General features: G+C 46.4%; 21 protein-coding genes. 5 read left to right on the plus strand and 16 right to left on the minus strand.

Features of this window, described 5'->3' with window-relative positions:
* Positions 1-3: 3 nt before the first annotated feature.
* The 6 genes from FRZ54_RS04560 to FRZ54_RS04585 form a co-directional block, all read right to left on the minus strand.
* Positions 4-2172: a glycoside hydrolase family 3 C-terminal domain-containing protein gene (locus FRZ54_RS04560; RefSeq protein WP_147030462.1), complete on the minus strand. Its 2169-nt coding sequence runs from the start codon at positions 2170-2172 to the stop codon at positions 4-6.
* A gap of 156 nt (positions 2173-2328) precedes the next feature.
* Complete coding sequence (locus tag FRZ54_RS04565) at positions 2329-2856, minus strand: hypothetical protein (protein WP_147030463.1); 528 nt, start codon at positions 2854-2856, stop codon at positions 2329-2331.
* Positions 2856-3200: an STAS domain-containing protein gene (locus tag FRZ54_RS04570; protein ID WP_147030464.1), complete on the minus strand. Its 345-nt coding sequence runs from the start codon at positions 3198-3200 to the stop codon at positions 2856-2858. Before FRZ54_RS04570 ends, FRZ54_RS04565 begins: the two co-directional genes overlap by 1 nt.
* Before the next feature lie 6 nt (positions 3201-3206).
* Positions 3207-4346, minus strand: a complete 1140-nt coding sequence (locus tag FRZ54_RS04575) for a fused response regulator/phosphatase (RefSeq protein WP_147030465.1) — start codon at positions 4344-4346, stop codon at positions 3207-3209.
* 21 nt (positions 4347-4367) lie between these two features.
* On the minus strand, positions 4368-4691 hold the full coding sequence (locus FRZ54_RS04580; RefSeq protein WP_147030466.1) for a hypothetical protein: 324 nt from the start codon (positions 4689-4691) through the stop codon (positions 4368-4370).
* 104 nt (positions 4692-4795) lie between these two features.
* On the minus strand, positions 4796-5299 hold the full coding sequence (locus FRZ54_RS04585) for a hypothetical protein (protein WP_228462622.1): 504 nt from the start codon (positions 5297-5299) through the stop codon (positions 4796-4798).
* A 243-nt stretch (positions 5300-5542) separates the two neighbouring features.
* Between FRZ54_RS04585 and FRZ54_RS04590 the strand changes: the two genes are divergently transcribed.
* From FRZ54_RS04590 to FRZ54_RS04600, 3 genes are all read left to right on the plus strand, one after another.
* Positions 5543-6199, plus strand: coding sequence for a hypothetical protein (locus FRZ54_RS04590; RefSeq protein ID WP_147030468.1), 657 nt, complete (start codon positions 5543-5545; stop codon positions 6197-6199).
* A 3-nt stretch (positions 6200-6202) separates the two neighbouring features.
* Positions 6203-6583, plus strand: a complete 381-nt coding sequence (locus tag FRZ54_RS04595) for a ribosomal maturation YjgA family protein (RefSeq protein ID WP_228462623.1) — start codon at positions 6203-6205, stop codon at positions 6581-6583.
* Between the two features lie 155 nt (positions 6584-6738).
* Positions 6739-7881 carry a GAF domain-containing protein gene (locus FRZ54_RS04600; protein ID WP_147030469.1) on the plus strand — a complete coding sequence of 381 codons (1143 nt, stop codon included), beginning with the start codon at positions 6739-6741 and terminating at the stop codon, positions 7879-7881.
* On the opposite strand, the gene FRZ54_RS24335 is transcribed toward FRZ54_RS04600, so the two are convergent.
* The 4 genes from FRZ54_RS24335 to FRZ54_RS04615 form a co-directional block, all read right to left on the minus strand.
* Positions 7878-8015, minus strand: a complete 138-nt coding sequence (locus tag FRZ54_RS24335; protein WP_187359742.1) for a hypothetical protein — start codon at positions 8013-8015, stop codon at positions 7878-7880. The two genes, FRZ54_RS04600 and FRZ54_RS24335, sit on opposite strands and share 4 nt — an antisense overlap.
* Before the next feature lie 94 nt (positions 8016-8109).
* Positions 8110-8298, minus strand: coding sequence for a hypothetical protein (locus FRZ54_RS04605; protein WP_147030470.1), 189 nt, complete (start codon positions 8296-8298; stop codon positions 8110-8112).
* Between the two features lie 139 nt (positions 8299-8437).
* Entirely contained in the window at positions 8438-9238 is an 801-nt protein-coding gene (locus tag FRZ54_RS04610) for an alpha/beta hydrolase (RefSeq protein WP_147030471.1), read from the minus strand.
* Positions 9239-9245: 7 nt separating this feature from the next.
* A complete protein-coding gene (locus FRZ54_RS04615) occupies positions 9246-10364 on the minus strand; it encodes an alcohol dehydrogenase catalytic domain-containing protein (protein ID WP_147030472.1) in 1119 nt (372 codons plus the stop codon).
* 246 nt (positions 10365-10610) lie between these two features.
* Between FRZ54_RS04615 and FRZ54_RS04620 the strand changes: the two genes are divergently transcribed.
* Complete coding sequence (locus tag FRZ54_RS04620) at positions 10611-12209, plus strand: alpha-amylase family glycosyl hydrolase (RefSeq protein WP_147030473.1); 1599 nt, start codon at positions 10611-10613, stop codon at positions 12207-12209.
* A 163-nt stretch (positions 12210-12372) separates the two neighbouring features.
* Here the strand turns inward: FRZ54_RS04620 and FRZ54_RS04625 are convergent, their stop codons facing one another.
* Entirely contained in the window at positions 12373-13269 is an 897-nt protein-coding gene (locus FRZ54_RS04625; RefSeq protein WP_147030474.1) for an AraC family transcriptional regulator, read from the minus strand.
* A gap of 125 nt (positions 13270-13394) precedes the next feature.
* Here FRZ54_RS04625 and FRZ54_RS04630 point away from each other — a divergent pair, with 125 nt between their 5' ends.
* Positions 13395-14216, plus strand: coding sequence for a phytanoyl-CoA dioxygenase family protein (locus tag FRZ54_RS04630; RefSeq protein WP_147030475.1), 822 nt, complete (start codon positions 13395-13397; stop codon positions 14214-14216).
* A 39-nt stretch (positions 14217-14255) separates the two neighbouring features.
* On the opposite strand, the gene egtD is transcribed toward FRZ54_RS04630, so the two are convergent.
* Genes egtD through FRZ54_RS04655 form a run of 5 tightly spaced genes read right to left on the minus strand, consistent with a single transcriptional unit; the run spans position 14256 to position 20335 of the window.
* Positions 14256-15245, minus strand: coding sequence for an L-histidine N(alpha)-methyltransferase (egtD, locus tag FRZ54_RS04635; protein WP_147030476.1), 990 nt, complete (start codon positions 15243-15245; stop codon positions 14256-14258).
* Between the two features lie 17 nt (positions 15246-15262).
* Positions 15263-16414 carry an ergothioneine biosynthesis protein EgtB gene (gene egtB, locus FRZ54_RS04640; protein ID WP_147030477.1) on the minus strand — a complete coding sequence of 384 codons (1152 nt, stop codon included), beginning with the start codon at positions 16412-16414 and terminating at the stop codon, positions 15263-15265.
* Positions 16415-16417: 3 nt separating this feature from the next.
* A complete protein-coding gene (locus FRZ54_RS04645; protein ID WP_147030478.1) occupies positions 16418-17989 on the minus strand; it encodes an ABC transporter permease/substrate-binding protein in 1572 nt (523 codons plus the stop codon).
* Positions 17982-18941, minus strand: coding sequence for an ABC transporter ATP-binding protein (locus FRZ54_RS04650; RefSeq protein ID WP_147030479.1), 960 nt, complete (start codon positions 18939-18941; stop codon positions 17982-17984). The genes FRZ54_RS04645 and FRZ54_RS04650 overlap by 8 nt, the downstream gene beginning before the upstream one ends.
* An 8-nt stretch (positions 18942-18949) precedes the next feature.
* Complete coding sequence (locus FRZ54_RS04655; RefSeq protein ID WP_147030480.1) at positions 18950-20335, minus strand: mercuric reductase; 1386 nt, start codon at positions 20333-20335, stop codon at positions 18950-18952.
* Positions 20336-20501 lie beyond the last annotated feature (166 nt).

Raw genomic sequence — 20501 nt, forward strand, 5'->3', positions numbered from 1 at the left:
ATGTTAGTCTACAGTAATCGTTTCAGTCTCTTTGATATCCCTCGATGACGACCCGGCGAGTAGTTTATATTTGCCCGGCTCTACTACCCATTTACTGGTATTAACATCATAATAAGCCAGATCCTTAACCGGTATGCTTACGGTTACGCTGGCAGTTTGCCCGGCGGGGATCAATACCTTTTTGAAGGCCTTCAACTCTTTGTCGGCACGTTCTACTACCGAACCGTCTTTGCTTACATACAATTGAACGGTTTCCTTACCTGCATATTTTCCTGTATTTTTTATGGTAACCGTGGCGGTGATATTTTCCCCGGTTTTATAAGTTTTTTTGGCTGTTTTTAAGCCTGAATATTTATAATCGGTGTAAGAAAGGCCGTAGCCAAAGCAGTAAAGCGGTTCTATCTTTTTAGTGTCGAACCAACGGTAGCCTACTAATATTCCTTCTTTGTAATCCACCTGCAGGTTTTCGCCGGGATAGGCATCCAATGCATGAGCCGGCGAGTCTTTCAGTTCAGCAGGGAAAGTGAAAGGCAGCCTGCCCGAAGGGTTTATTTTGCCCAGCAACACGTCGGCTAATGCGTTGCCATTTTCCGACCCGTTGTACCACGACCATACGATGGTGTGATTGTTTTGCTTGATCTTGCCGATATCATACGGCGCGCCACCGATAACCACCACAATGGTATTCGGGTTTGCTACGGTTACTGCGTCAACCAGTGTTTGTTCGCCGAAAGGGAGGCTGAGGTCCTTGCGGTCGCTACCCTCGCTTTCATAATCGCGGTTACCGCCTATGAACAGGATAGCCATATCCGTTTTCTTTGCCAGGTCGGCAGCTTCCGCAACCATGGCTGAGTCGGCAGGTTTGGTGGGTGCATTCACACTGGCGCCATGCTGCCGGTAAACTCCTGAATATCCCTGCGCGAATTTGATATCCACCGTTTTGCCCAGCCTGTTTTGTAAACCGGCCAGCGGGGTTACCTCGTACTTCGCCTTTACACCCGCCCCAAAACCGCCAAGGTGGAAGGTATGCGTGGCATTGTCGCCTATTATCGCTATACTTTTAATCCCCGATGTATTCAGCGGGAGCAGATGCTTATCGTTTTTAAGCAGCACGATGGATTCGGCGGCTATGTCATATACAGTTTTACTGTGGGCCGGAGTGTTCATTTTTCCAGCGGGTGGGTTAGCGCTCATGGCCGTGTGATACAGTACCCACAAAATACGGTGCACCTTTTCGTCTATCACCTTCGTGCTTACTTTACCTGCCTTAACTGAATCGAGCAGTTTGGTGGCAAAAAAGTACTTGTCATACTTCGGGCCCGAACCCATCTCCAAATCGAGGCCATTATTAGCTGCCGCAACGGTGCTGTGTGTGCCGCCCCAGTCGCTGATAACAATGCCCTTAAATTTCCATTCGCCTTTTAAAACTTTGTTCAGCAGGTAATCATTCTCTGAACAGTAAACGCCGCGTAACTTGTTGTAAGCCGACATGATGGTCCAGGCATTGCCTTCCGTAATAGAAGCTTTGAATGCCGGCAGGTATATCTCCCGCAAAGTGCGCTCGTCCACATTAACGTTCACACGGCCGCGCTCAACTTCCTGGTTGTTCACAACGAAGTGTTTTACGCATGCAGCTATGTTCTGGCTTTGTATGCCTTTTACGGCCTGTACCGCTAAACGTGAGTTAAGGAAAGGATCTTCGGAATAGTACTCGTAGGTGCGGCCGCACAAAGGTGTGCGGGCAATATTGAATGCCGGGGCAAGCATGATGTATTTTTTTCGCGCCCTTGCTTCCTCGCCCATGTCATGGCCAAAGCGGTAGGCCAGGTCGGGGTTCCAGGTTGCGGCTAATGCGGACCCGTTTGGAAAAAAAGTAGCCGAATCGGTGGTCAGATTGGCCGAGCCCCAGCCTTCCTTCACGTCTTCGCGAACGCCAAGCGGACCGTCATCGGTCATTAGCCCGCTTATGCCTAAACGTTCGACACCCGTGGTGCTGAAAATACCGTTGGCATGCAGCATGCCTATCTTTTCTTCGAGCGTAAGCTTTTTGACGATGGCATCTATTTTAGCGTCCAGCGCTTGCTGACTTTTTCCTTTGGTTTGCGCCAAAACGATAGTTGGGGCCGATAAAAATGTGATCAATACTAAACTGATTAAAATCCTGGTTCTCATGATGGGTATGGTTTAGAATAAATTGGTTATGTTATTCTGCCGGATAGTGTAAAGCGGACACAATTTACTGCTAATTTATCTAAAAAAGAGATGATGTTAAGATAATACAATTATTTGTTAAATAACCGCTGAGTGGTACCCGGAAAGTTGCGGTTATTAAAACCTGATAAGCACCCTGAAAATATTGGACGAAGTATCCTTGTCCCAGGTGTAGGTAAATTCATCGGCCGAGCGGGTAATGATGAGGATGCCAAAGTGTTCCATTACCTGTTCAAAGGAAAGGAAGTCATCGAGCGAGCCTTCTTCGCTGGCAAAGCGGATATAGTTTTCGCTTTCCCAAACGGCATACAGCGAGTTTAAGGGATCGGCGCTGATGAGTTTGCGGTTCTCGGTGGTTTGCCGGGCGTTAACCAGGTAAAGCGGCGCGCCGTTGTCGGTTTTGGAAATAACGAGCCCGCCCTTGTCAGCCTCAACATCAAAACGGGTATGGTGTTCGCCCGCATGTTTGATGCCGTTGGTCAGGAGCTCGGTGATGATCACTTTGCTCCTGAATAAAATATCTTCCCGGTCGACCTGCGCAGGGATACGGCTGGTTATATAACCGAGCATATATTCAAGCGAGCTGACCAGTTTTTCAACGCTGTTATCAAAATCGAATACCATTCTTTCAGCGCTGGTTTGCATCAGAACTTGTTTACAGCAAACTGCGCCTCTTCGGCATAGTTGTATATCTTGAACACCTTATCAAGGCGGATCAGCTTGATCAGGTCGCGAATGTCGTTGCGCAGCCCGGTCAAAACAATATCCAGTTTCAAGCTGATAGCGTATTTAAGCGCGCTTACCAGGGCACCTAAAAAAGCGCTATCCACATATTTCAGTTCCTGCAGGTCGAGGATGATTATTTTTTTGTGCTGATCAAGCAGGCTCACCAATTCTGCTTTAAACTGGTCGGAATTACTCAGGTTGGCCTCGGTGATGGTGACATCAGCGATGACGAATTTCGGGCCTTCTTTACTTACTTGGATCATAATGTATTATTGTTTATTGATATTAATTATACTGCAATCATCAACCAGGGCCGGTGATAAATTTTGCAACAAGTGCTGCCTTATTTGTTTGAACGTCATTTTGTCTTCGATCATGTTCAGCAATTTATCCTTAAATAAATTGTAATCGCTTTTTTTCTCCCCGTTCTCCTCATAATCTATCAGGCCATCCGTAAAGATAAAGAATTGGTCGCCAGGTTTTAGCTGAACACGCCGTTCGGTGTAACCGCCGTCGGGGAATAAGCCGAGCAACAGGCCGTCAGAGTCAACCTGGGTTATCTCACCGGTTTCAGCTTTATAAAGCAAAGCAGGCAGGTCGCCGGCGCCCGAGTAGGTAATTACCTGTTCCTGTTTATCCACCATGACCAACGACATGGTCGACAAAATATCTTTCAGCGCATCGTCATAACAGATAACGCTGTTTACTTTTTGCAATATTTCGGCGGTCGAAAAGTCACGGTTCATTATACCAAACCGGATAGCCGCGCGTATATAACTCAGGAAGCTGAAGGTAAAGAACCAGGCCACCCATTTTTTGCCCATCACATCGCCAAGCACAATATAACTGTAGCGGTCGTCAACCTCGATGAAATCGATAAAGTCGCCGCCCGGTACATCCTGGTAAGCCTGGTGCCAGAAATCGACATCGAAACCCTGGACGACCGGCGCCACTTTGGGTACGGTGCGGATATTTAATGCCAGTGCTGCCTTCTTTATTTCGAGAACTGATAACTCGCGTTGTTTCTGTACAGTGTCGATCAGGTTGGTGATCTTGGACACGATCACGTTTACAGGCGTTTCCTTCACCACGTAATCCACCGCCTGCAGGTCGAGGCCCTCAGACATCAGGTCCTTGTCGGTGATGTAACTCAGGAAGACGAAAGGGATATCCTTAAAATCGGAATGATTGATCAGCACCTTCCTGAACTCGATGCCGTTCATTTCGGGCATTTCGTAGTCCGAAAGGATGGCGTCGGGAATATTGAGGTTCAGGTAATCGATGGCCTCGCATGCCGACGGGCAGGACGCGCATTCAAAACCTGCCTTTGTGAAAGCGTGTGTTAGTATTTTTAGGAATAATGGATTGTCATCAACCAGTAATACCTTTTTTGCATTTGGGCTCGACATATTATTCCTTTCGTGCGGATATTATAGCGCGAACCTGACTGCGATGTAAGCACCTGCTATCAACATACCCGATGCAATGGCATACCGTAAAGTGTTATCGTGTGTTGCCGGCGGCGTCAATACCAATACCACGGCAAGTACGCACATGGCTGCCCCGCCTATACCGCCGATAAGACGTGGCAAACGGATACGGCCCAGGTACCTGCGGGTCTTTTTGTTGTCAAGCTGAGAGTTAGCCAGCAGCATATCGAATTCTTCCAGCAATTCGGCACGCGACGATGCGGGCTTCTCATCGGTTTTCTTAAATGCTTCAAGATCATTCTCTATCACTTTGCTTTTCGGCATGTTTTCAGTTTTTGTATTCACTTTCGCTAATTTTATCAATGTTTCGGTAACAAGTACGTTGTATTTTTACGGCTGGTTTCGGTCAAGGTTACGTCTATAATTAATTAATCGTAATACCATCCTAATATCCAGAACCTTTTACCATCAAAATATAATTCTATACTATTGATACCCTGCCCGATAACTTTGCCGTCGGGAGTGTAGCGCTCTTCATACGCGCTCCACACGTGGTAAATATTTCGTATGTTCTGCACCTGGCGCGAGGTCTCGTGCTCATAAAAACCGTTCTTCTCCATATAGGCATCCGACTCACGGTGATATTGTTTTAACGAGGTATAGTGCAATACCGGCGCACCTTTGGCATCGATACCTGCCGAACCAACGCGCACGCCGGGAATATGCAGGAGACTGTCGCGCTCAAAATTCACCTTTTCGCCTTTCTTTACGCTTACTACATCATAATAAGCTTTGATAATACCGTCCAGGGTACCAACATCGTCACCAAATTTGGTAAGCACGTGTTGGTTCTGGGCCTGTGCATTCATAGTTACAGACATAGCTATCACGCAGGTGATGAGCGCCAATACCGTTTTTTTCATGTTTGTCATTGCGTTAGGGTCGCGAAACTTTTTTGTCATTGCTTTTAAATCCATCTCTCTTATCTCTCCGATTATATATTAAGTAACTGTTTTATACAGTTCAGTATCTTGTAATTGTAAATGTGTTGTACGTAAGCGATTTTAAAAATGTTGAGCGACCGCCGATATTTTTTGTAACAAAGCTTGTTACGTTAGGCGCGGGTCGTCCGCCGTGCCAAATTTTGATAAATTTGCAGTCTTACCCAACAGTTTATGTATAACACACTCATATCACTTACCACCATTTTGTTCCTGTTAAATTCATGCACCCAAAAAGAGGTAAAGCAGGGAATGATATCTTATACTATCGAATACCAGTTGCCCGACAGCCTTCGGAGTTACGAGGCTTACCTTCCCAAAACGGCCGTCGTTTATTTCAAAGGCGATTCGACCGTGAGCATACAACAGGCCGGCCCCGAAGCGACAACCGTGATAACCTATAGGCCTACAGATCTTGTAAGGGTGCTTTTAAGCTCATCATCAAAAAAATATGTGATGGACTATCCCAAAAACATCCAGGCTGAGTTATTGCCGGCAAGCACGGGTTATGCTTATGCCGCAACAAAGGATACCATGACCATGGCCCGCCATAAAATAAAAAAATATGAATTGACCGATAAGGCAACCGGTGTAACTTCCGAAGCGTGGTTCACTAAGGAAATATCAGTTGTGCCCAATTATTTGACTATGGTATTTGACACTACTTACGGGGTACCGCTGGCCTTTACAACCAAACAAAACGGCATACCGGTGACTACAAAAATAAAAGAGATTAAATTTGAACCGGTGCCGCCGGGCGTATTTTCGACCCCGGCGGGGTATCAAAAGATGAGTCCCGAGCAATTCAAAAACCTGCAACCCGAGAACTGATCTATGGCCCGGTTGCGCACAATATATTTTATACTCATTGCCGCCATCATTATTTTGGGTCTGCTGTCGCGAAAATACAGCGTTGTGCCGCTTTGGGTAGGTGATGTGCTTTGGGCTACGATGATCTATTTCATGCTCCGCTTTTTTTATGTTAGCGCGTCAATACAAAAGATAGCAATCATCAGTATCGTTATCAGTTATACTATAGAGTTCAGCCAGTTATATAAGGCGGAATGGATCGACAACCTGCGGCACACCTTTTTCGGCAGGATGGTTTTAGGCGAGACCTTTTTATGGGGCGATCTGCTATCGTACACCGCCGGCATTCTGATAGGGCTGACCATTGACGTTTTAATACGAAAACAACCGTCGTTAAAAGGCTGATTAACAAGCGATTTATACCGAATATTCCTGGCAGGAATAAATAACCACTCTCCTTAAAAAGGGCTTTCCCATGCTTTTAGAACCTTATTTGGGTATATACCGTACTAAGTGTTTCAAATACAATTATACATCACAACAAAATTGTAAGGGAAGTAATGACCGAAACAGATATCCGCCTGCTGGCTGTGGAGCGGTTCAAGAGCCTTGACCTGGAGAATGATTCAGAGTTCCGGGAATTGGTACAAATGGCTTCCGACGTTTGCGATACGCCCATCGCTTTGCTTACGCTGCTTGACCACGATACCCAATGGCTTAAAGTGCGCAAAGGCACTGACATTGCCAGCATGCCAAGGGAAATTTCGTTTTGTGACCATACGATAAGGGATGATTCTGTGATGATCGTTCCTGATGCGACTGCTGACGAGCGTTTTACCAATAACCCTATTGTTGCCAGCGACCCCCATATCCGTTTTTATGCCGGAGCGTCGCTGATAACCAACGACGGGCATAGGATAGGCAGTTTGTGCGTGATAGACCTGGAGCCGCATCAACTGACGCGCCAGCAGGAATTGTTGCTCAAAATGCTTTCCAAACAGGCCGTTAACCTAATGGAATACCGCATAAGTGCTGAATTGTTGGAAAAGAACAAGATCGAATTCGAGCGCCAAAAGAAAATAATTCGGGAGGTTCAGATAACGCAGCGTTCATTTTTTGAAAGCGCACCAAACTTTCATGCACTTTTAGGTAAGCGCGGCGAAGTGATAGATTTTAATAAGATAGCCTATAACTTTATACACAAGGTTCACGGGGTTGAGCTGCGCCGCGGTGTGATGATGCTGCGGTATATAGCACCGGATTTTGCGGACAAGTTTATCAGGGGCTTTAATATGGCCGTAGTTGGCGACCATGCCTTTGAGGAGGGGTCTACCGATTACGGGGCGCATGGCGTTATTTATTGGGAGGCATCTTTTGAAACCGCGCGCGACCCGAATAATGAGATCATCGGTATATCCTATATCATCCGTGACGTTACCGACAGAAAGGTAAGGGAACATAAAATAATAGATCAAAACCAGTCTCTGCTCAAGATAGCGCACATGCAGGCGCACGAATTCAGGGCGCCGCTCACCACCATCACCGGGATGATGGACCTGATAAAAGCCGAAGACTACCAGGCACCTAAGGAATATTTTGAACTACTTGAAAATGCAGTAAAAAATCTTGACGGAAAGATACGCGAGGTGGTGGATAACGTGGATAATATTGTGCTGGAAGGTACCGAAGTATACAAAGCCTAATCGCGCCGGATAACAGAAAAGGCGATACCTAAAGCTGCACCGATAGCCACGCCCATAGCTACATTTTTCATAGCTACGCCGATACCGGCGCCAATGGCAATACCGATGGGCAAAAAGTAAAAACGTCTTCTCATGCCTAAAGGTAAGCAATTTGAGCCGGTTTTACCAAGGGCGCACCATTCAGCCAGGACGCGCCTTGCCACGAAAGAATGGTTTGATACAGGGGCGTTAGCTGTTTTTTAAAGGGGCTTTGGCGCGGCGTTCTGCTGCCGACGTATCAACGGGACCCTGGGGCGAATCTTTTCGTTTGGCTGCGCTGTCGTCAACCTCTTTTTTCCCTTTGGCTTGCCTGATGATCAAAATAATGGCTCCAAGCATAAATAAGCCGATAAATACAAAAGCAAATGGTAGTGTCATGGCATTGATCTTTTAATAAAAAACCAATTGCAACAAGGCTATTATAAAGTTAACATGCGTCAGTGGCTATAGTTTTAGCAAATGCCTAAACTTATTGTTATCCTGCAAAGGTTATTTATCGACACACTGCCGGCCGCGTTTACAACTGCGCAGCGAAAAACTTAAGCGAGGTAATAACATGTTCGGCCCAGTAGGTCCATTCGTGGCCGCCGGGGTATTCGTCGTAAATATGCGGGATGCCTTCTTTTTCCATTTTCTGGTGCAGGTCGCGGTTGTATTTGATCAGCATATCATCCTTACCACAATCAAAACGCATGGGCGGCAATTGGTTGCGGTATTGTTTAAAGGTAGCCAACAAATCCTCGTTCACAATATCCTGCTGCATGTAGTTTTTGAGGCTTTCCTGGACAAAAAGCCTCACCTGCGGAAGACTGGTGATGGACGAGAGGCCTGACATGCCCTTGAATTTATAACCATATTTGGCCCCGATGCGCAGCGCACCGAAGCCTCCCATCGAAAGACCCGATATAAACAGCGGCGAGCTTTTATGCGCACCGTCGATAACGCCTGTAACGGCATCTATCACGTCTTCGGCTATCCATTTTTCAAAGTTCAGGCCGTTGTGTGGCAGGTAGGCCGATCCATCGCCCCATAAACCGTCCGAAGGCATGGCCAGTATCATCGGCGGCAGTTCGCCCGCTTTTACCAGTTCGTCCAGTTTCAGGTGCACACCCGAGCTGAGCGCCCAGCTCCATGCACTGCCATACACGCCATGCAATAGTATCACAATGGGTAAAACATCGGTTTTTTCAGCAACCGGGGGTGCGTACACGCAAATATCGCCGCGACCCTTAAGGTTGGGCGACTTTACCGTTATAAAACGCAGGCCGCCTGCCTCAAACTGCGGATTCGAAACTTCAACTGTTCTGAACCGGGACATTTTATGTTCATTCAAATACGATGACCCCTTTGGCGTTTCGTCCATTAAGTAAGTCATCAAAGGCTTTATCAAGTTCATCTAATTTATAAGTACGGGTAATCATCTCCTCAAGCAACAGTTCACCGCGCTCATATAGATCTATAATTTCTGGAAAGTCGATTTGTGGCCTGCATTGGCCGTATAAAGGGTTAATGTAGGTTTTATCCCATTCAAACAAATTCATGTCTATGGTAATTTCCTGTTCAATGCCGCTTACCTGCACGGCCATGCCCGCGTTGCGCACCATGGCCAGGGGGGCGGCCCCCAGCTCGGGTATGGCGGTACATTCAAAGGCGTAATCGGAGCCGCGGCCATCGGTTAATTTTTTAACCTGTTCGGCTGCTTTCAGCAAACCCTTGTCATTTTTATCGGCGCGTAAACTATAAGTGGCGCCAAATGCGCGGGCCATGGTCAGTTTATTGGGATTTATGTCGATGGCGATTATCATACCCGCCCCGGCTACTTTGGCTCCCTGGATAACACTAAGACCTACGCCTCCTGTCCCAAGTACTACGACCGAGGAACCGGGTTTTACTTTGGCCGCATTAACTACCGAGCCATAACCCGTCATTACCCCGCAGCTGATAATGCTTGCTGCAGGAAAGCTCATTTTTTTGGAAAGGTTTTTTACTAATGCTGATTGTTTGACCAGGGTATATTCGGATAGCGTGCCGATGTTGAACGAGCGAAGCAGAGGTTCGCCCTTATACAAGGTACCGGATGGATCGGCATGGCCGGAGGTGTAGCCGTTACCACCTGCTGCTACCGGCGAGGCCACTTCGCACAGATGCTGGTTGCCTGCAAGGCATTGAAAACAACGCCCGCAGTGCATGGCCCAGTTCAGGATCACGTTATCGCCTGCCACTAATCCTTTTACATCCCTGCCTGTTTTAACAACTATTCCTGCCCCTTCGTGTCCTATTATCAGTTGTTTGCCCCAGCTTAGTGAATCGTAGTCCGTATGGCATAGCCCTGCTGCTTTGAGTTTGACAAGCACCTCATCTTCTTTCGGATCCCCCACCACTATATCGCCTATCTCAAAATGTCCGGCCCCGTTTGTAATCGCGGCTTTGCACTGAATTTCCATCGGCTTTTTTCACCTAATAACGATACTCCGGGGTACCGCAAAAGAGGCTGCAAAGTAACGGCCATTATATCGGCAAAAAAACAACAATATTGGCCGATTATTGGTGTATATTATTCGCTGTTTTTTATATTTACGAGAGTTGGAATAAAAATGCAACTTTCAGATAATTTTTTACACTTTTAGAATAATTTCTTCATTTTTTCCAAACGTTGCTTAGCTTACTTTGTATGCTCTTAAACCATTGAAATGAAAAGTAAATTTCTATTGTTATTGTGCTTAATTTCAGGCATTAATGTTTTGGCACAGAAAAAGAAAATAGTACCGAAGGTTATGGTAAAGGACGAAGTGATCTATCATATTTTCCAGCGCAGTTTTTATGACAGCAATGGTGATAACCACGGCGACCTGAACGGTATACGGGAAAAACTTGACTACCTGCAACACCTGGGCGTTACAGCCATACTACTGACACCGCTGTACGACTCGCCGTTCTATCATAATTATTTTGCCGATGATTTTAAAGCGATTGACCCCAAATACGGCACCATGCAGGACTACCTGGCCCTTATCAGGGACCTGCATAAGCGCGGCATGAAGTTTTACATGGATATGGAAACGCAATATGTGACGCAGGGGCACGACTGGTGGGTGGACGGCGTTGGCGACCCGCAGTCGAAATACAGCGATTATATCTTATACGATGATTCGGCACATACACAGCCGAGCACCATCATATTCGACCTGAAAGGCTTGAAAGGCTACGACGGCGTTTATAAAAAGATAACCACCGTAAACCTGAACAGCCCGAAGGTGCAGGATTATAATTATCACCTGTTCAAATTCTGGATGGACCCCAACGGCGACGGCAGGTTCGAGGATGGGGTGGACGGTTTCCGGCTTGATCACATGATGGATAATTTGGATAACAAACCGGCACTGCCACACCTGTTCAGCACGTTCTGGGACCCACTGTTTGCCAAATTGCGGAAGGTGAACCCCAGAATAAGCTTTGTGGCCGAACAGGCCAATTGGGCCACCTTTGGGAAGGACTATCTTACAGCGGGCGGTGTGGACAGGGTGTTCGGCTTCCGGCTGGCCATGGCTATACGCTCGTTCGATAAATCGCAACTGGCAAAGGCTGCCGATTCGACGTTCCAACTGGTTAAGAACGGGAAGCAGCAGATAGTATTTATCGAGAACCACGACATGGCGAGGTTTAGCTATGGCGTAAAGGGCGATATTGCGAGGCTGAAGATTGGCGCCGCGCTTAATTTGCTGCTTGGCGGCATTCCTTCTATCTACTACGGGCAGGAGATCGGTATGTCGGGAACCAATGCGAGCCTGGGCGCAACCGACGCGAACGATATCCCCAACCGGTCGGCATTTGACTGGTACAAAAGCGGCAAAGGCAAGGGTATGGCCTATTGGTACAAGCAAAAGGGCCCGTGGAAAGAGAAATTCGAAACCGATAAACCTAACGACGGCATATCGCTGGAAGAACAAACGGAGGACCCCAACTCGTTATTGAACTTTTACCGCGAAATGCTGGCCCTGCGCAAGGCAAACCCGGTACTGATAGGTGGCGCCTATAAAACATTGACCAATAATAACGACCAGGTGTTCTCGTTTCAGCGGACGGAAAACGGGAAAAGGATAGTGGTAGCGGTAAACCTGTCGGAAAGGAACCAGGATGTAGCCATACAAATTGGTGGAAAAGAGACCAAACTTAACCAGCTGCACGGCATTGTAAAGGCTACAATAGTACCAGCAGCAAAAGCCGGCGATCCGAATACCATCAAATTAAACATGGCGCCTAACGGGGTTGAGGTGTGGGGGTTGGAGTAGAAATATCATATCAACCTAATTGATTTAGCTACGGGTTGCTTAGTATGTTGGCTTGCAGTGTTTGGCTTGCTGTTATGCAAACTAAAGAACCGTCATAACCTGAATTTTTGGAACTAACGAATTATTCGAATTCCACCAATTCTTAAATTCGGCACCCTATTTTTCAGGCTGAAGCTTTGACCTCTGCGCCGTCAAATTCGTGCATAAAGTTTTTCCGGTAGTTGAGCGGGCTCTGGTGCATTTTGTTTTTGAACATTTTATAAAAATGGGATACGTCGCCGAAGCCGCTTTCAAAAGAAATATCGGATATGGGCTTATCCGTTTGCACCAATTGCTGGGTGGCGTAGTTGAGCCGGTATTCGATCACGGTTTCCATAAATGTTTTGCGGGTGATCTTTTTAAAATATTTACAAAAAGCATTGGGCGTCATGTGTGCTATGCCCGATGCCTCGTCCAGCGATACGTGGTTCCTGAAATTATCTACCAGGTAAGCAAACACCGGGTTTATGCGCTCCTGCTCGGCACGCGATTGTTCGGCAATGCTCCGCTGCTGGTCAAGCAGGGCGTATTCGTTCGATACGGCCAGGCGCTGTAATATTTCGAGCAGGCCGATCAGCATTTTAAAATTGCCCTTCTCTTCGGCAAGCAGTGCCATGCTTTGGTTCACAACATCGCGGGTGGCGCCTTTAAAACTAATACCGCTGCCGCTTTTCTGGAACATCTTTCTGATAACCTGCAATTCGGGTCTGCCGAAAAACTCCTCGCCCATAAAGTTAATACCGAACTGTATCACAATGGCGCTCGCTCCTTCGTTCTCAGGTTCGCCGGGTGCAAGTTTCCAGCAATGCGGCAGGTTCGAGCCTAAAAACACCAGGTCGCCGGTGCCGAAATCCTCCATGTGGCTGCCGACATAGCGCTTACCTTTGCCACGTATGATATAGGTCAATTCAAATTCTTCGTGAAAGTGGTATGGGGCATCGAACGCCGATATTTCGAACGTGCGGGCAAGGAAGGAGTGCCCGCTGGCCGGTTGAAGTATTTCGTAGGATGCCTTTATCATTTGCTTATTTTAATAAATTCAAACCCATAGGACAAGGTACGGATAAAATAATCCATTATTACACCATTTTCTTCATTTTTTTTCGTTGTGTGGTTAAACTATTTTTGAGTATAAACCAATTTGACATGACTACGACTATTTCGGGCCTGCCCGGGTTAAATGACCTTAAAGACACCCCCGCTGAAAATATAAATGAGTTCGCCGAAAAAGGGCATACCATGGTAAGGGATATATTATCCGCGGATGAGATGGCCGCCTATCGCCCGGTTATCGTTGATGCAGCAGAAAGATACAATACCGAAAGACGCAAAATGCAGGACCGTGATACTTATGGCAAGGCTTTTTTGCAGATAATGAACCTTTGGCGCGTGGATGAAGGCGTAAAAAAGTTTGTATTGGCAAAGCGCCTGGCAAAGATCGCTGCCGACCTGATGGGCGTTGAAAATGTCCGTATCTACCACGACCAGGCCCTTTTTAAAGAGCCGGGCGGTGGCCCAACCCCGTGGCACCAGGACCAGTATTATTGGCCGATAGACACTAACAATACCATTACTATGTGGATGCCGCTAATTGATATTGACTTGGATATGGGTATGCTGACTTTCGCTTCGGGTTCCTATGATAAGGGATCGATATTTGATTATGAGATATCCGACGAATCGGAAAGTGCATTTGACGATTATGTAAGGGGGCACAAGTTCCCGATAAGCAGGGCGACAACCATGAAAGCCGGTGATGCGACCTTTCACCGTGGATTTACGATACACAATGCGCCGGGAAATAATTCTAATAAAATGCGCGAGGTAATGACCATCATTTACCTGGCCGACGGCGCACGGGTTTCGCCACCTAAAAACGAGTGGCAAAAAAATGACCTGGCCAAATGGATGATGAATAAGCCCGTTGGCGAACTGATCGATTCTGAATTAAACCCGAAAGTACTTTAACGTATTGTAAAGACGCGTGGTCTTGCGTCTTTACCTGTATTATTTCGCCATCCAGATCGCATCCAGGAACCATTTCTTGCTGTCAAAAAAGCAATTGATGGCCTTAAAACCTGCATTGTCAGCAATCTGCTCGGTTTGCAAAACGGTAAATTTCTGTGATATTTCCATGTAGATATATTCATCTTTCCGGAAACGGATATGTTCTTTACCGATGGTCACTTCCTGGTCTTCAAGGCTGACGAGATAACTTTTGCATGCACCCGTTTCGGGATCATAGGTGGCGTAATGATCGAATTTGCTAAGGTGGAAATCAGCATGAAGTTCGCGATTTATCCTTTCCAGCAAATTCAGGTTGAACCGTTTGGTGATCCCCTCCGAGTCGTTGTACGCGGCCAAAACCGTTTTAGGATTTTTCTTAAGATCAAAGCCCATTAGTACCATATCGCCTTCGGCAAGATGTTCGCGCAAGGTTTTACAAAACGCCGCGGCATCGCCAGCTGTCATATTACCGATGTTCGACCCCAGGAACATCACCACTTTGCGCCTTTGGGACATTGCAGCGGCCTCTTTCAGCATTTCAAAGTACTCGCCGTTGAGCCCCTGTATCTTCAAACCGGGTAGGGTTACGGGCAAATTATCGGTTAGGTAATTGATCACATTACCTGATATATCGATAGGGAGATAAGTAAAATCAGTCTTTTGCTTTAAAAGGTATTCCAGCAGGTACAATGATTTTGTAGCGTCGCCCGCGCCAAGTTCTATCAGGTCGAATCCATCGCCTTCAGCGATGATCGCCTCAGCAAGTTCAGCGGTTTTTTCCGAGAATATCTCCATTTCGCACCGGGTGGGATAGTATTCCTGGCAATTCATTATTTCCTGGAATATTTTGTCACCCTTGGCGTCATAAAAATATTTTGAGTTCAAGCGCTTCGGCGTCGACCTTAAACCTGATATAACATCCTTATAAAAGTTGTCTGTTTTGTCCTTTTTAAGGTGGTATGCTCCAAAAACTATAGCTGGTGATCCCATAATGTAGCTGTTATTAGTTACTTAGCAAGACGTATGCCAGTAAATTGCCATTGTAAATATGTTTGAAAAAAATTTCGATAAGTGACCCGGCTATGACCCGGCGAAGTTACCTCGGATGCGCCCCTTAAAACCTGCTGGTTCACCATAAACTTGCCATTGTATTCGCCGATGGCCCCCGACGCCTTCACAAAGCCCGGGTAAGGCAAATAGGCGCTTTCGGTCCATTCCCAGCGTGTACCCCAGTTAAATTGCCCCGCAGCAGCCTCCCACTCAAATTCGGTCGGCAGGCGCATACCCTTCCATGCCGCATAGGCCGATGCTTCAAAGTAGCTTACATGGCAAAGCGTATCATCCCAATCAATCAATTCCAGGCCGGTGTAAGTATAGTTATACCATGTGTCGTTTATGTTATGCCAGTATAATGGCGCTATGACGTTGTTTTTATTCACCCAGTCCCAGCCTTCGGCATGCCAATGGCGGAAATCCTGGTAACCCCCGGCGTTGATAAATTCAAGGTATTCCCCGTTTGTTACCAACAGAGGGCTGATCTCATAATTTTGCAGGTACACCTTGTGCCTTCCCAACTCGTTGTCAAAACAAAAGCCTTCGCCTGAAAAGCCGATCTCATAAACTCCTTCATTCATCTTCACGAACGGGCTACCAGTATTTTTTTCATTTTCAGGTGGCCTGTAATCTTCTGAATAGGTGGGGAACAAGGGGTTATGCCCTAAAATAAACTTGATATCGGTATACAAAAGCTCCTGGTGCTGCTGTTCATGATTAAGGCCGAGGATAAGAAGTTCCTTAATATCCGCAGCAGGTTCCGAACTAAGGAATTTGTCCATTGCCTCGTCCACGTATTCCCGGTATTTATAAATGTCGGCAACAGTAGGGCGACTTAAGTTACCCCTGTCCGTTCGGATAACACGGGTACCCACAGTTTCATAATAGCTGTTAAAAACGAAATTATATTGCGGATCGAATTCCTGGTAGCCCATAAAATACGGCTTCAGAATGAATGTTTCAAAGAACCACGAGGTATGCCCCAAATGCCATTTAGGCGGACTTACATCCGCAACGGGCTGCACCACATAATCCTCGGTGTGCAGTGGAGCGCAGATTTGCTCCGTTAGCTTTCTTACTTCCTTATAACAGTCGGGCAGGTTCATTGGTTATTTGCTCTCTAAATAGCGTTTTAGGTCCGAAATTGTTTTGATATGCAATTGTTTGGCCTGTTTCTGTCGCATCATCAGCGCATAAGCATTGTCAAAACCAATAGGCCTGAGCCAACTGATATTATATTTTTTTTCGAACTCGTTTTTAACATAATTGTAAGTTTTATCCTTGTCGACCGTTAGCGAATCAACCGTTTTTGCCGACGGCTGTAATATGGCCAACAGTCCTGTTCCGGTATACTCCGGGTAAAAATCTATCTGGTTATTATTCAAGGCGTCGAAACAAATTTTAGTGCCGCCCAAACCTGTTTTTGTCGACACATCATGATCTGTATAGCCTTTGATCAGCATACTGTACATATTTGCCAGGATGTATTGTTCACCAAAAATTTTTGAGCCGATACGTACGGTACCGTCTGTGCCGTTACGGGCTGGTTTCAATAATGATTGCGCCCGTAAAAAGTCTTCTGCAACCCTCTCCGGACTTTGGTGAAGATAGTCGGTCCGGTAATTTAATTCGGTCATCACAGCGTCGTTTATTTTGCCTGACAACAGGTTTAATGTCTTTTCAAGGTCAGGAAATTGCTTTAAAGCGTCGTCACGTACTATCGGCGCAGCATAATAAGGAGGGAATATCTTTTTGTCATCATCCAGCACCACCAGATCGTAAGCTTTCAACCGTCCATCAGTGGAGTAGCCGCTAATTATATCCAGTTGCTTTTCGTAAGCCGCTTTATACATTACTGCATCGCTGATGACAATAGGATTTACTTTCAAACCATACTTGCTTTGCAGACCCAGGTTGCCATCCTGCCGACCCATAAACTCAGGTGTAAAACCAGCGGTTAGCTTTCCGCCATAGGCGGATGGGATGAAATAAAACGATGCCATTATTATGAGTAGCACTGGCAGCGAGGCAGTGGCAGTTTTTATTCTTTTAAAATTGAAACGCTGCAAACGCGATAGTAAAAAATCAAAAATAATGGCGAGCAATGCGGCCGGGATAGCGCCTGCAAGTATCATATTGGTGTTATTAAGCGATATCCCGCCAAAAATAAATTCGCCCAAACCGCCGGCGGCAATGTAAGATGCCAGGGTAGCCACGCCAACATTGATGACGGTAGCGGTGCGGATACCGGCTAAAATTACCGGCATGGCCAGGGGTAGTTCTACTTTAGATAACACCTGCCATTTGCTCATGCCCATAGCTACAGCGGCTTCTTTTACTGATGGATCGACACCCTCAATTCCTGTAAAGGTGTTTCTGATAATTGGTAACAAAGCATAAAGCAATAATGCAACAATAGCCGGTTTTGCACCGATGCCAAGCAAAGGTATCATGAAACCGAGCAAAGCAATGCTGGGGATTGTTTGTAATATGCCTGCAATGCCTAATACGATACCAGAGAAGCGTTTTTGCCGGGTTATCCAGATGCCCAGGGGCAAGCCGATAATAACGGCGATGAGGAGCGAAATAAATGTGAGCCCGATATGCTGCAAGGTTTGCATCAGCAGTTTATCGCTTTGCTGGTGCATAAACTCCCATAAAGTTTGCCGGTGCTCATTCATGGGGGCGTTTGCTTTGATATTTATAAAAGGTTGTTGTTAGCTGCTCAAAGCCAATCGACTTTGTTTCGTGCCGATAGGTGATATAAAGATTTGAAGACCTATCCGCACTTAGCTTTTGGAGCGCTGCCCAAATATTTGAATCGATGGGCAAATCCTGACCGGCAGCTTCTTTTTTTGCCGAAGGCAGCAATTCCCAAATATCCTTTACTGTGACCGATTTAAATTCCAGCTGTAATCTTTGGTCCCTCAAAAAATCAGCAACGAATTGATTCGCCGGGTTAAAAAGCAATTCGGCCGGTGTACCTATTTGCACAATCTTCCCTTTATCCATCAGGCAAATGCGGTCGCCCAATTCAAAGGCCTCCTGCACGTCGTGCGTCACCATGATGATGGTTTTTCGCTTCAACTCGTCCAGTTCCTTGAATTCAATCTGGATTTTCGAGCGGGTGATATTATCCAGCGCGCCAAAGGGTTCGTCCATCAGCAGTACCGGCGGATCGGCAACCAGGGCGCGTGCAAGGCCAACCCGTTGCTGCTGCCCGCCACTCAGTTCGTTCGGATATAATTTTAGCTGGTCTTTGGACAGGTGGAGTTTTTCGATCAGTTCGGCTATCCGTATTTCGATTCGCTTGCTATCCCACTTCAATAATTGCGGTACTATGGCGATATTCTCGGCAACCGTATAATGCGGGAATAAACCATTGTTTTGCAGCACATAGCCTATTCCGCGTCGAAGTTCCTCCGGTTTTTGGTCGAGGATGTTTTGATTATTAATGGTGATACTACCGCTTGTTGGTTCAATAAGACGGTTTAGCATCTTCAGCGTAGTCGTCTTTCCGCAGCCGCTGGTGCCGAGTAGTACGAGGTTCTCATGCTCCTTTACCTCGAAAGAAATGTCGTCAACCGCTTTTACGCCGTTAAAGTGCTTACTTAGCCGCTCTACTTTGATCATAGGCGATTTTAATCTACGATGGACATGAAAAGATTGTTCAGCGATTCGGAATATAAAGGGTGCGCAAAAACACAATACCGGATACGGTCGTAAGTTATGCCACCTTCCATCGCCATCTGCAGTACAGTCATGATCTCGCCGCCTTCAGGTCCCAAAACCGTGGCCCCTAATATCTTTTTGGTTTTCGGATCGACAACCGCTTTCATAAAACCGCGTGTATCGCCGGTTTCAATCGCACGTGCTACGTAGGCCATCGGCAATTTAGCAACTTTCACTTTTAGGCCCAATTTCTGAGCCTCGCTTTCATCCAGCCCGATCCTGCCTAACTGGGGGTCCGTAAACATGCAGTAAGGTATCGGCCGATCCTTTATAGTATAATTGGTACCCTCTATCAAATTGCGGTAAACAATGGTGTAATCGTTATAAGATACATGTGTAAATGCGGGCCCGCCCTTTACATCGCCCAAAGCATAAATGCCCTTTATGTTGGTTTCCAGTTTATCGTCTACTTTAATAAAGCCCCTCTCATCTGTTTTAACGCCGGTTTTGTCAAGGTTTAAAGCCGTTGTTTGCGGGGCGCGACCCACCGCCACCAGTACGTGGGAACATTTAATATTTTGCTCCTTTCCGTTAACGGAAATTGTTGCCGAAATATTCCCTTTGCCTGTTTTCCTGAATTTCAATGTCTGTGCATTGGTAAGTATTTTGATCTTTTCAGCTTCCAGTATTTTGGTAAGCTCTTCCGATACATCCTCATCCTCGCGCGACACTATTCTTTCCGACTTCTCGATTACAGTAACCTTACTGCCAAAGCGCCGGAACATCTGGCCAAACTCCAGCCCTATGTAATTACCGCCAATGACCAGCAAATGATCCGGCACTTTATCCAGTTCCAGTATTGAGGTTGAAGTCAGGTAATCAATATCATGAATGCCTTCAATTTCCGGGATAACGGGCTTGCAGCCTGTGTTCATGAAGATCAGGTCGGCCTTTAATTGACTTGTTTTACCCTTATTCAATTTTACCGAAATAGTCTTTTCTGCTGTAAATGTTGCTTCGCCGAAAAACAGGTCAAGCCCCCTGGTTTGCTCCAGGCCATGCTGACTCCCGCTGCGGAACTGCATTACAATTTCGTCCTTACGCTTTTTGATCCGCCGCAAATTCACCTTGTAACCTTTGATGTCGACACCCAGGTCCCTGCTTTTGGAAGCCAGGTAAGCCATTTTTGCCGAACCGATCATGGTTTTTGTGGGTGTGCAGCCGTCGTTTACGCAGGTACCACCGATGTATCGCTTTTCGATGAGCGCTGTTTTTTTGCCAGCCAGGGCTAATTTCTTAGCAAGCGGGCCACCGGCCTGGCCCGAGCCGATGACAATAGCGTCGTAAGTTTTCATATAGTCAGGTATATAGAATAGATGGTCACCGTATGATATAAATGTAAAAATTAAACTACTTGTATTATAATAAATGAACCCGGGGTTTGTTTTTTTGACGCCGTACTCACACTTTCCTTACGCTTGAAAGAACTTTTTTGAATTAAGTTTTTAAAAATTCCGATAA

The sequence above is a fragment of the Mucilaginibacter ginsenosidivorans genome (assembly GCF_007971025.1).
In the GTDB taxonomy this organism is placed as follows: domain Bacteria; phylum Bacteroidota; class Bacteroidia; order Sphingobacteriales; family Sphingobacteriaceae; genus Mucilaginibacter; species Mucilaginibacter ginsenosidivorans.

What these genes read in the sequence shown, in the direction of transcription:
- FRZ54_RS04560 (WP_147030462.1), bottom strand. Translation starts at nt 2,172, where the DNA reads ATGAGAACCAGGATTTTAATCAGTTTAGTATTGATCACATTTTTATCG.
- FRZ54_RS04565 (WP_147030463.1), bottom strand. Translation starts at nt 2,856, where the DNA reads ATGCAAACCAGCGCTGAAAGAATGGTATTCGATTTTGATAACAGCGTT.
- FRZ54_RS04570 (WP_147030464.1), bottom strand. Translation starts at nt 3,200, where the DNA reads ATGATCCAAGTAAGTAAAGAAGGCCCGAAATTCGTCATCGCTGATGTC.
- FRZ54_RS04575 (WP_147030465.1), bottom strand. Translation starts at nt 4,346, where the DNA reads ATGTCGAGCCCAAATGCAAAAAAGGTATTACTGGTTGATGACAATCCA.
- FRZ54_RS04580 (WP_147030466.1), bottom strand. Translation starts at nt 4,691, where the DNA reads ATGCCGAAAAGCAAAGTGATAGAGAATGATCTTGAAGCATTTAAGAAA.
- FRZ54_RS04585 (WP_228462622.1), bottom strand. Translation starts at nt 5,299, where the DNA reads ATGACAAACATGAAAAAAACGGTATTGGCGCTCATCACCTGCGTGATA.
- FRZ54_RS04590 (WP_147030468.1), top strand. Translation starts at nt 5,543, where the DNA reads ATGTATAACACACTCATATCACTTACCACCATTTTGTTCCTGTTAAAT.
- FRZ54_RS04595 (WP_228462623.1), top strand. Translation starts at nt 6,203, where the DNA reads ATGGCCCGGTTGCGCACAATATATTTTATACTCATTGCCGCCATCATT.
- FRZ54_RS04600 (WP_147030469.1), top strand. Translation starts at nt 6,739, where the DNA reads ATGACCGAAACAGATATCCGCCTGCTGGCTGTGGAGCGGTTCAAGAGC.
- FRZ54_RS24335 (WP_187359742.1), bottom strand. Translation starts at nt 8,015, where the DNA reads ATGAGAAGACGTTTTTACTTTTTGCCCATCGGTATTGCCATTGGCGCC.
- FRZ54_RS04605 (WP_147030470.1), bottom strand. Translation starts at nt 8,298, where the DNA reads ATGACACTACCATTTGCTTTTGTATTTATCGGCTTATTTATGCTTGGA.
- FRZ54_RS04610 (WP_147030471.1), bottom strand. Translation starts at nt 9,238, where the DNA reads ATGTCCCGGTTCAGAACAGTTGAAGTTTCGAATCCGCAGTTTGAGGCA.
- FRZ54_RS04615 (WP_147030472.1), bottom strand. Translation starts at nt 10,364, where the DNA reads ATGGAAATTCAGTGCAAAGCCGCGATTACAAACGGGGCCGGACATTTT.
- FRZ54_RS04620 (WP_147030473.1), top strand. Translation starts at nt 10,611, where the DNA reads ATGAAAAGTAAATTTCTATTGTTATTGTGCTTAATTTCAGGCATTAAT.
- FRZ54_RS04625 (WP_147030474.1), bottom strand. Translation starts at nt 13,269, where the DNA reads ATGATAAAGGCATCCTACGAAATACTTCAACCGGCCAGCGGGCACTCC.
- FRZ54_RS04630 (WP_147030475.1), top strand. Translation starts at nt 13,395, where the DNA reads ATGACTACGACTATTTCGGGCCTGCCCGGGTTAAATGACCTTAAAGAC.
- egtD (WP_147030476.1), bottom strand. Translation starts at nt 15,245, where the DNA reads ATGGGATCACCAGCTATAGTTTTTGGAGCATACCACCTTAAAAAGGAC.
- egtB (WP_147030477.1), bottom strand. Translation starts at nt 16,414, where the DNA reads ATGAACCTGCCCGACTGTTATAAGGAAGTAAGAAAGCTAACGGAGCAA.
- FRZ54_RS04645 (WP_147030478.1), bottom strand. Translation starts at nt 17,989, where the DNA reads ATGAATGAGCACCGGCAAACTTTATGGGAGTTTATGCACCAGCAAAGC.
- FRZ54_RS04650 (WP_147030479.1), bottom strand. Translation starts at nt 18,941, where the DNA reads ATGATCAAAGTAGAGCGGCTAAGTAAGCACTTTAACGGCGTAAAAGCG.
- FRZ54_RS04655 (WP_147030480.1), bottom strand. Translation starts at nt 20,335, where the DNA reads ATGAAAACTTACGACGCTATTGTCATCGGCTCGGGCCAGGCCGGTGGC.